The organism is Isoptericola sp. NPDC056578 (genome assembly GCF_042793275.1).
In the GTDB taxonomy this organism is placed as follows: Bacteria; Actinomycetota; Actinomycetes; order Actinomycetales; family Cellulomonadaceae; genus Isoptericola.
Genome location: NZ_JBHTVC010000111.1, coordinates 1 through 3,261 on the forward strand (window position 1 = coordinate 1; position 3,261 = coordinate 3,261).

Genomic DNA, 3,261 nt, shown 5'->3' on the forward strand with positions numbered 1-3,261 from the left:
GGGGGCGGGGCGGCCCGACCAGGGGCGTCCCGGCCGTGGCGGGGACGCCCTTCGTCGTCAGGGACGGGGTGAGGTCAGAGACCGACCTCGGCCTCGAACGCGCCCTCCTCGATGCGTGCCTTGATGGCGGTGAGGAACCGCGCGGCGTCCGCACCGTCGACCAGGCGGTGGTCGTAGGAGAGGAACAGGTACGCGAACTGGCGGATGGCGATGGTCTCCTCGCCGTCCGGGCCCGTCACGACCGCCGGCTTCTTGGTGATCGTGCCGGTGCCGAGGATCGCGACCTGCCCGCCGGGGACGATCGGCGTGTCGATGAGTGCGCCGCCCGAGCCGGTGTTCGTGATCGTGAACGTGGCGCCGGAGAGCTCGTCCGGGCCGACCTTGTTCGCCCGGGTGCGGGCGCCCAGGTCGCCGATCTGGCGGGCGATGCCCGCCAGGTTCAGGTCGCCGGCGTTCTTGATGACCGGGACCACCAGGCCACGCTCGGTGTCGACGGCGATGCCGACGTTCTCCGCGGGGTGGTAGGTGATCTCGCCCTTGTCCTGGTCGATCGAGGCGTTGATCTTCGGGAACGCCTTGAGCGCCTCGACCGCGGCCAGCGTGTAGAACGGCAGGTAGGTGAGGTTCGCGCCCTCGCGGGCCTTGAACGACTCCTTGGCCTTCGCGCGCAGCTTGGCGACCTTGGTGACGTCGACCTCGACCACGGTCGTGAGCTGGGCCTGCGTGTGCAGTGCCTCGACCATGCGCTCGGCCACGATCTTGCGCAGGCGCGACATCTTCTCGGTCGTGCCGCGCAGCGGCGAGACCGGCAGCGTGGCCGGGGCCTTGGCGGCCGGGGCCGCGGCAGGCGCGGCGGCGGCAGGAGCCGGGGCGGCGGCCTTCTCGGCCGCGGCGAGCACGTCCTCCTTGCGGATGCGGCCGCCGACGCCCGTGCCCTGGAGGGTCGAGACGTCCACGCCCTTCTCCGCGGCGAGCTTGCGCACCAGCGGCGTGAGGTAGGAGCCCTTGCCCGGAGCGGACGGCGCGGGCTTCTCGGCGGCAGGCTCCGGCTGGGCCGCCTGCTCCGGGGCCGGAGCAGGCTTCTCCTCGGCGGCCGGCTTCGTCTCCGCAGGCTTCTCGGGCGCGGGGGCGGGCTCCTCAGGCTTCGAGGGCGCACCGACCGGCTCGGGAGTCTTGGCCGGGGTGGGCTCGGCGGGCTTCTCGGCAGCCGGGGCGGCGCCGGAGCCGACGATCGCCAGGACGGCGCCGACCTCGACGGTCGCGTCCTCCTCGACGAGGAGCTGCTGGACGGTGCCGGCCACGGGGGACGGGATCTCGGTGTCGACCTTGTCGGTCGAGACCTCGAGCAGGGGCTCGTCGACCTCGACCGAGTCGCCGACGGCCTTGAGCCACCGGGTGACGGTGCCCTCGGTGACGGACTCGCCCAGGGCGGGCAGCGTCACCTCGGTGCCCTCGCCGCCACCGGCGGCGGGCGCCTCGGCGGCCGGGGCGGGCTCGGCAGCGGCGGCGGGCTGCTCGGGCTCCGCGGGGGCCTCGGGCTCGGCGGGGGCCTCGGGCTCGGCGGGGGCCTCGGCGGCCGGGGCGGCGTCGCCACCACCGGCACCGGAACCGTCACCGACGACGGCGAGGGTGGCGCCGACCTCGACGGTCTCGTCCTCCTCGACGAGGATCTGCTCGAGCACACCGGCGACCGGCGAGGGGATCTCCGTGTCGACCTTGTCGGTCGAGACCTCCAGCAGGGGCTCGTCGACGGCGACGGTGTCGCCGACGGCCTTGAGCCATCGGGTGACGGTGCCCTCGGTGACGGACTCGCCGAGTGCAGGGAGCTGCACGTTCTCAGACATGACCTGTGGAGTCTCCTTCGATCAGTGGGTCAGGCGACGTGCCGAGGCGAGCCGGGTTGCCGGCCCGCGACATCTGGGGTTGCCGCGTTCTGGTCACTGCCTGCCATCTTGTCACCTCCACGGGGGTCGCCCCAATCGTTCGGGGCTCCGGGTTGGTGTGACGCTGGGTACACCTGACCGCCGCATGACCTCCAGGACACCTCCGGGCGGTCTCCCGACCACGACGCCGACGACGGCGGTAGTCTCGCGCCATGTCGCTCAGGACCTCGCTGGGACGCCTGCTGGGCAGGTCGTCGTCGCCGGCCCCCGGTGCGCCGCCGTCGTCGGGATCGCGGGGCGAGACGATGGCCTACCTGCAGGAGTTCGTGCGCACCCGCGTGGGGGTGGAGGCCTACGTCGAGCCGCCCAACGCGCAGACCCCGACGACCGTGCTGCTCGTGGCGACCACCGGCGAGTGGACGCGACGTCGTGTCCCGGACGAGCGCACGGCGTTCGAGGTGGCCCGGTCGCTGGGCGTGCCCGTGTACAACGTGCGGTTCACCGGCTACCCGCAGCGCATGCGCGACTGGACGTCGGCGCAGCGCCGCAAGGCCTGAGCCGCGGCACGTGGGCGACGGAGGAGACCCGGGAGGCATGGACGGCGGCGGGGGCGAGCGCTGGTCGGCGGTGGCCGACGGCTGGGCCGAGCTGTGGGGCTCCTTCGCGGAGCCGGTCTGGGCGCCGCTCCTCACGGCGTCACGGATCGGGCCGGGGTCGCGGGTCCTCGACGTCGGGTGCGGCACCGGCGAGCTGGTCGCGCACCTGGTGCGTGCGGGTGCGGTGGCCGCGGGCGTCGACCCGGCACCGGCGATGGCGCGCCGGGCGAGCGAGCGGAACCCCACGGCGACCGTCCTGGACGGCGACGTCGAGCACCTGCCGTTCGAGGACGCCGCCTTCGACGCGGTCCTCGCGGTCAACGCCCTGCAGTTCGCCGACGACGTCGGTGACGGCCTGGCCGAGGTCGCCCGCGTGCTGGTCCCCGGTGGCCGGGTCGGCATCGCCTGCTGGGCCGAGGGCGCGCGCAACGACCTCGACGTCGTCGAGCGGGCCGTCGCCGAGGCGTACGAGGAGGACGTGCCGCCCGACGGACCGCTGCGCGCCGAGGGCGGGCTCGAGTCCGCCCTCGCCGACGCGGGGCTCGACGTCGTGGGGGCGGGGATCGTCGACGTCCCGTGGGCCGTGCCCGACGACGACCGCCTGGTGCGCGGCGTCCTGCTCGGGGAGGACGAGCGCACGACGGCGGAGCTCGCGCCGACGGTCCTGCGCGCCGCGGCGCCGTTCCGGGCGCCCGCCGGCGGGTACCGCCTGGCGAACGCGTTCCGCTGGGCCGTGGCCGACGTCCGCTGACCGGCGCGACGACGCCCGGCCACCCGAGGGC

At 74.8% G+C, this 3,261-nt stretch carries 3 protein-coding genes; 2 read left to right on the top strand and 1 reads right to left on the bottom strand.

Annotated features, from left to right (window positions below; all coding sequences use genetic code 11):
• Positions 1–74: 74 nt before the first annotated feature.
• Entirely contained in the window at positions 75–1,844 is a 1,770-nt protein-coding gene (gene sucB / locus ACFQ80_RS22460) for a 2-oxoglutarate dehydrogenase, E2 component, dihydrolipoamide succinyltransferase (protein ID WP_430565196.1), read from the bottom strand.
• A 251-nt stretch (positions 1,845–2,095) separates the two neighbouring features.
• On the opposite strand from sucB, the gene ACFQ80_RS22465 reads away from it, so the two are divergent.
• Positions 2,096–2,440 (top strand): oxidoreductase, encoded by a 345-nt coding sequence (locus ACFQ80_RS22465; RefSeq protein WP_430552618.1) that lies wholly within the window; start codon positions 2,096–2,098, stop codon positions 2,438–2,440.
• 37 nt (positions 2,441–2,477) lie between these two features.
• Positions 2,478–3,230, top strand: a complete 753-nt coding sequence (locus ACFQ80_RS22470; protein WP_430565197.1) for a class I SAM-dependent methyltransferase — start codon at positions 2,478–2,480, stop codon at positions 3,228–3,230.
• Positions 3,231–3,261: the final 31 nt, after the last annotated feature.

Bases quoted from the DNA above. Each gene is read 5' to 3' on its own strand.
- ACFQ80_RS22470 (WP_430565197.1), top strand. From the start codon at position 2,478: ATGGACGGCGGCGGGGGCGAGCGCTGGTCGGCGGTGGCCGACGGCTGG.
- ACFQ80_RS22465 (WP_430552618.1), top strand. From the start codon at position 2,096: ATGTCGCTCAGGACCTCGCTGGGACGCCTGCTGGGCAGGTCGTCGTCG.
- sucB (WP_430565196.1), bottom strand. From the start codon at position 1,844: ATGTCTGAGAACGTGCAGCTCCCTGCACTCGGCGAGTCCGTCACCGAG.